The sequence below is a fragment of the Pedobacter sp. UBA5917 genome (assembly GCF_002432345.1).
In the GTDB taxonomy this organism is placed as follows: Bacteria; Bacteroidota; Bacteroidia; order Sphingobacteriales; family Sphingobacteriaceae; genus Pedobacter.
In genome coordinates, this window is the sequence record NZ_DJDT01000077.1 from 23281 (window position 1) to 29545 (window position 6265).

6 protein-coding genes are annotated in these 6265 nt (G+C 37.1%); 5 read left to right on the plus strand and 1 reads right to left on the minus strand.

Annotated elements, in window-relative coordinates; all coding sequences use genetic code 11:
- Window positions 1-155: 155 nt before the first annotated feature.
- Window positions 156-365 (plus strand): hypothetical protein, encoded by a 210-nt coding sequence (locus B2V92_RS26550; RefSeq protein WP_414691887.1) that lies wholly within the window; start codon window positions 156-158, stop codon window positions 363-365.
- 115 nt (window positions 366-480) lie between these two features.
- Here the strand turns inward: B2V92_RS26550 and B2V92_RS04900 are convergent, their stop codons facing one another.
- A complete protein-coding gene (locus B2V92_RS04900) occupies window positions 481-2385 on the minus strand; it encodes a TlpA family protein disulfide reductase (RefSeq protein ID WP_293305209.1) in 1905 nt (634 codons plus the stop codon).
- A 240-nt stretch (window positions 2386-2625) separates the two neighbouring features.
- On the opposite strand from B2V92_RS04900, the gene B2V92_RS04905 reads away from it, so the two are divergent.
- From B2V92_RS04905 to gldL, 4 genes are all read left to right on the plus strand, one after another.
- Window positions 2626-3603: a DUF4271 domain-containing protein gene (locus B2V92_RS04905; protein WP_293305210.1), complete on the plus strand. Its 978-nt coding sequence runs from the start codon at window positions 2626-2628 to the stop codon at window positions 3601-3603.
- A gap of 14 nt (window positions 3604-3617) precedes the next feature.
- On the plus strand, window positions 3618-4388 hold the full coding sequence (locus tag B2V92_RS04910; protein ID WP_293305212.1) for a uroporphyrinogen-III synthase: 771 nt from the start codon (window positions 3618-3620) through the stop codon (window positions 4386-4388).
- A gap of 225 nt (window positions 4389-4613) precedes the next feature.
- The gene (locus B2V92_RS04915; protein ID WP_293305214.1) at window positions 4614-5939 is read left to right on the plus strand and encodes an SUMF1/EgtB/PvdO family nonheme iron enzyme; all 1326 of its coding nucleotides are present in this window, start codon (window positions 4614-4616) and stop codon (window positions 5937-5939) included.
- A gap of 42 nt (window positions 5940-5981) precedes the next feature.
- The coding region (gldL, locus tag B2V92_RS04920) for a gliding motility protein GldL (RefSeq protein ID WP_293305216.1) at window positions 5982-6265 on the plus strand (284 nt) is incomplete at its 3' end.

The following is a 6265-nucleotide window of genomic DNA, read 5'->3' on the forward strand; positions in this document are numbered from 1 at the left end:
TCTTTATTAGTCTTTTGTTATTCATTTGTTACTTTATAGGTTTTCAGAGTAACAGACCTTTAGTCTCAAAGTAACAAGAGTTTTAACCAGCAGCGTAACATATGGTAACAGTTAGGTATTAAAAACTAAAAAGCGGAAATTCAGTGCTTACTTAGATATCTACTCTAGGTCAAGGCAAAGGTAAGCGCAATTATGAATTTCTGAAGATTTATCTAACCAAAAATTATTCCGATGCCAACACTAGGGTTGCCGAAGTGGGTAAGGATAAGATGAAGATTGTAAATGCGATCAGAAATATTCAGGAAGATCGGATGAATTGTTCAAAAAGGTTATCAGCAAGCTTCATAATGCCATCATTGAAATGATTTGTAACAAATTGGAAAATTTTATCGTCAATATTCGTCTCAAAAAACAAAGGAAAAATAGACGATGTATACGGTAACGAAAATTTAAGAAAATGTTGCTTTTCGAGCAAAACAATTAGTCGTCGATCAACTTAATCATCGTATTTAGCTCTTTTACAATTACATTTACGTCTGAAGATGAACCTACAAGCTTAAATCGAACATTCCCTGATTTATCAATAATGAATTTTGCTGGGATCCCCGTAACGTTATAGCTGGATGCGGTATCAAACTTCAAATTGTCGTTACTATTTTTAGTATCCATAAGGATATTGAAGTCTAACTTTCTTTTAATCACTAAATCTGATACCAATAAACCTCTATTGTCTTCTGGCTGCAAAGTATTAATAAAGAGGAATACGATGTTCGTATCTTGTTTTTTTTCATGGACAATTTTTTGCATCCCAGGAAAAGAAGCGATACAAGGAGCGCACCAGGTAGCCCAAAAATCTAATACCACAATTTTTCCTCTTAATTTTGCGAGGTCAACTTTTTGCCCATCTAAATTCAATAATTCAAATGGTGGGGCAGGGTAACTTACCATATTTTTTTTATAGTCTGCTAATTCATTCGCATCGCCTGTTATTTTAATCTTAGTTAGATAATTATCAAAATCATCATTTCTTTGTAAGGCTGAATAAATTGATTTGAAGTCTTTTATCAATGACTCCGAACTATATCCTGATTTGATCAATTGTTCCGATACACTAAGAGCCTCTTCCAGATTACCTGTTGCTTTGAGATAGCTCACCAGTCTTTCTGAAGCATCAGAAGACGGTGCTAACCGAACCACTATTCTTTGTTGATTTAAAGCTTGTGAAAAATCACCTTTTGTATAAAGTAGAGCAGCGTAGGTATTCATACAATTGCCCAAATTTGAGTTTAATAGGTCATCATATTCTTGTTGAGAAGTGTAATTGTAGGGGACAGATTCCTTAAGTGCCATTTGGGTTAATTGAACAGCTTCAGCAGACAGACTTAATGCAAAGTCGATATCAGCGTTTTTCTCGAGCATTCTTTCTGCGCAAAGATTTAACCAACTAGCCCGTGCAAAGTTACCTTTTTGTTGACGGGCATAAACAGCCGACTTCTTATAATTATCGTTCTTGGAATAAATCCAAACCATATATTGATCAAAAGCTACTTTCCTTCGTTTAGCCATTTCGTTATCATTGCCCAACTCAAATTTTGTAAAAATAAAATCTGCTGATTCTTCATTTTGCTTCAATGGCATCTCTGTTTTGATGGTTTTAAACGCAGCATAAAAAGCAAAGTCTCCAAGTGGGAACTGATTTAGTATAAGATGCTCTAGCGAATCACACCGTTTTTTCTGCTGTTTTAACTGATAAAGTTTGTACAACAAAACAAATTTTGACTCTTCTGCTGAATGATCTCTTGAAAGTTCGAGAATTTTATTATCAACTATCGCCTTGTATTGCGGCAATCCTGTTCTGTAAGCTACGCTTAGATAGTCAAGTGAAAGTTTTTCGCTCAATTTTGGCTCTAGTATGAATGCCTTCTTATAATATTGGGTTGCTTTTGTCAGATCAGTCTTGATACCCAAATACCTTGGTCCAAGCTTTTCGTAAATTCTGGCGATGGCCAATTCAGCCTGGCTCTTAATTTTGCCCGACTGATGAAATTTCTGAAAATAACCATTTTGAGGCTCATCTGATTTTTTACCAGAGTGAAAAGTCAAAGCCAAAAGGGAGATACTATCTTGACTAAGGTATTCACCGTATAATAAATTTCCTTTCCTGATCAGCGGTATTTTATAGTTTTTTGGATAAGCAGTAGAATAAAATGCAAAAGATTCACAGATGATTTCATCACTGGTTGAAAGTAATGTTACTGATGGGGCGTATGTGAACTTGACCATTGTGCCAGCTTGTTGTTTATCCGACATGAACTTAACTGCTTGTGAGAAGGACTTTGATAAAAAAACTAAAAAAAAGAAATTTAAAATGACTAATCGTTTCATAAATCGGGCTTAACAAAACTAAATATATAGTTAATTTTTTTTAAATAGTATTCATTTTCTTAGTAAACTTAAAATATCTATCCCTTTTTAGTTCTTTTTGTCAAGTTATAGCTTTACTTTCTAATCATATTGAATATTTTATTGAAACGTCTGAATTGGTTATTCATCAATCCGTTTATTTTCTTTAGGTAAACAATGATTATTCGGTTACTTTTGCATCCTTAAGTTTTGATTTACAGCATGCCGAAATTTATTTTTATTTTGTTTGTCTTATTGTGGTCTGCAGATTTTGCAATAGCCCAGCAGGTTCCTGTTCAAACAGATAGCGCGGTTGTAAATCAATTACCGTACAGGAGGTACCGCCCCGATTCGGCTACGCTGGCCCGGCAGAAATTTTCTACCGATTCGCTGGTTCGCCATACCTGGGTACTGCCCGATAGTTTGATTGATAAAAATGCGCTGTTGGATACCATCGAGAAAGAATATCTTTTCCCAAAACTCGATTTACTGGCATGGCAAAAAAAGTATAAGCATTTAAAGAAAAAAGCAAATCCTTATCAGCTTGGCACCAAAATACCTAAAGGCAATGTAGGTTTATTGGGTTTTATTTTTGGGATGCTGGTTATTTTTGCCGTTTTAAAAAATGCATTTGCAAAACAGTTATACGCTATTGTTCAATCGTTTTTTAGCAACAGGGTTTTAAATAATATCAATAAAGAAGACAATCTTTTCAGTTCGTGGCCTTTTCTGTTGCTTTTTGTACAGTTTGGTTTTGTGTTTGGCATGTTTTTCTTTCTGGTGGCGCAATGGAACGATATGTACCAGGCAAAGGATGGATTTAAGTTTTTTTTCAGCATATCCATCACTATCATTGTGTTTTATGCGCTAAAACTCGTGCTTTTGCGTTTTCTGGGTTATCTGTTTAATGTGCAGAAGCCGGTAGGCGAATATATCTCCATTTTATACCTCAGCTATTTCAATGCATCCCTGTTGTTTATCCCGCTGGTTGTGGCCTTTGCGCTGTCGCCGCTTAAATATGGGGCTGTTTATATCGTGTTGGCGTTCTTGCTGTTAGGTGTAATTTTTGCTTTTCAGCTATTAAGGGCGGGAATAACAATACTTTCTAATAATAAGTTTTCTAAAATGCATTTAATTTTGTACTTTTGCGCCCTCGAAATATGTCCTATCCTCATACTAATTAAAACGATAGGACTGTAGCAGGAAAAAGGAAAATGCAAGAAAAGAACGACTCTAGAATTCGCAAGGTAAAAAGTATTTTGGTTACTTTACCAAAACCTGAAACCGAAAAATCTCCGTATTACGATTTGGCCAAAAAACACAATTTAAAAGTTGATTTTAGGTCTTTTATTCATGTTGAAGGAGTGCCAGCAAGAGACTTTAGGAAAGATAAGATCAACCTGGCCGATTTTACGGCAGTGATTTTTACCAGTCGTAATGCAGCAGATCATTTTTTTAGGATCTGTGAGGAAATGCGTTATGATGTACCGGCAGAATTGAAATATTTCTGTCTTTCTGAAACGATTGCCCTGTATCTTCAAAAGTATATCCAGTACAGGAAGCGCAAAATCTTCTTCGGTAAACAAACTGCCGCCGATTTGGCAGAAGTGTTAAAAAAGCATGCAGGAGAGAAGTTTTTATACCCTTGTTCTGATGTGGCTACTGAAGACACCATGAAATTTTTGGAAAAGAGCGGGTATAATTTTACTCCTGCAGTACTATTCAGAACTGTAGTGAGTGATCTGTCTGATCTGGCAGAAGTTTTTTATGATGTGATTGCTTTCTTTAGTCCTTCAAGCATCCAGTCTTTATTTAAAAATTTCCCTGATTTTAAACAGAATAATACGCGTATTGCTGCTTTTGGTGTAAACACCAGTAAAGCCTGTACCGATATGGATCTTATTGTTGATATTGCAGCACCAACCCCGGGTGTGCCCTCGATGACGATGGCCATTGAGAACTATATCAAAATATCTAATAAATAATACATTCGATAAATTATTTTACGTCAACACAATAAATGCGTAACTTTACTGTTCTAAAGAGAGTTACGCATTTTTTTTAACAAAATAGAAGAAGCTGGATAAATCATTAAAGTAACTTTAATCACTTGGTAGCAATGATTTAATGTAAAATATTTGTTTTTGTTGATAATTTCAGTGATTTTTGATAAAATTGCTCCTAATCGTGCGCTGCACACCATAAAAAATATGAAGAAAATTTACCTTCTAGCTATTGTAGGTATAACTGTAATGCTAGCTAGCTGCGGCCATGGTGGTCAGGGTGAGCTGGTTGGTGCTTATAACCGAAAATTTAAAAACGATAGAATTCCATTAGGAATGGTTTATGTTCCGCCTGGGCATACGGTACTTGGAGGAGCAGATGAAGATATTACATTTTCTCAGAACCTGCCGGGTAGAATGACCACCATCAGTGCATTCTTTATGGATCAAACGGAGATTTCCAATGCCGAATACCGCCAGTTTACCAATTGGGTGCGCGACTCTATCGCCATCGTAATGATGGGCAACCCGCAGCAATTTATGGTTACTCCAAGGGGTAATGCTGCAGCTGCTGTAGGTGGTGAGAAATACATCGATTGGAAAAAAGTTGGACCAAATGGGGCTAATATCTGGAGAAATAAGGGCAGAGGTGCTGCTGCTGCGCAGGCAAGCCAGTTAGATGGCATGTATTATTCGGGCCTTGATGCGCTTCCAGGCAAAAAAGAACTTGATGTGCGCAAATTCGTGTATTCTTATGCCGAATTAAATATGGAGAAAGCTGCTATCGGACATAAAGACCCAAACAGCAAACGTCAGGATTATATCGATCGTTATACCGTTGCCATTTATCCTGATACCATGGTTTGGAAAACGGATTATTCTTATTCGCAGAACGATCCAATGGTCCGCGGATATTACAACCACCCTTCTTATGATGATTATCCTGTTGTAGGCGTAAGCTGGGAGCAGGCAAAAGCTTTCTCTCATTGGAGAACCAGGTTGTATGATGGTGTGGCTACTGCCAGAAAATTACCTGTAGGATCTAGATCTGATTACAGATTACCGGCAGAAACAGAATTCGAATATGCTGCAAGGGGTGGTAATACCAAAACAAAATATCCATGGGGCGGTCCTTACATCAGAAATACAAAAGGCTGTTTGCAGGCCAATTTTAAACCGGGCCGTGGCGATTATTCGAGTGATGGCGGGATCTATACCGTTGGTGTTAGATCTTACTTTCCTAATGATTACGGATTGTACAATATGGCAGGTAACGTTTCTGAATGGACCATTACTGCATATAACAAAGGTGCTAGCCCGTTATTGCACGACCTGAATCCCAACTTTACTTATGATGCAGGTGCAAACGACAGCAAATACAAAAAACGCAAAGTTGTAAAAGGCGGTTCGTGGAAAGATACCGGTTATTTCTTACAGAATGCCGTAGCAACATACGAATACCAGGATACACAAAGGTCATATATTGGTTTTAGATGTGTTTCATCTTACCCAGGTACTGATTTAAGAAGATAAACCAAACAAACTAAAGAAAATCAAGAAAAACATCAAAATTTTATGGCAGCAAAAAAACAACCAAGCTGGTTGAATCCAGCAATTTCATTTGGAGCTAGTATTGTAATTATCGGGGCGTTATGTAAAATTCTCCACATCGGTGGAATTTTCGGGAGCTATGCAATTGGAATTGGATTAGGTGTTGAAGCATTTTTATTTGCTTTGACCGGTTTTTTTCCACCAGAGCCAGAACCAGCATGGGAGAAAGTTTATCCTGAATTAAGAGCGGATTTTAAAGGCGAACTACCTACAGCATCGGCCAGGCCAGCGGCAGCGGTAGCCCCTTC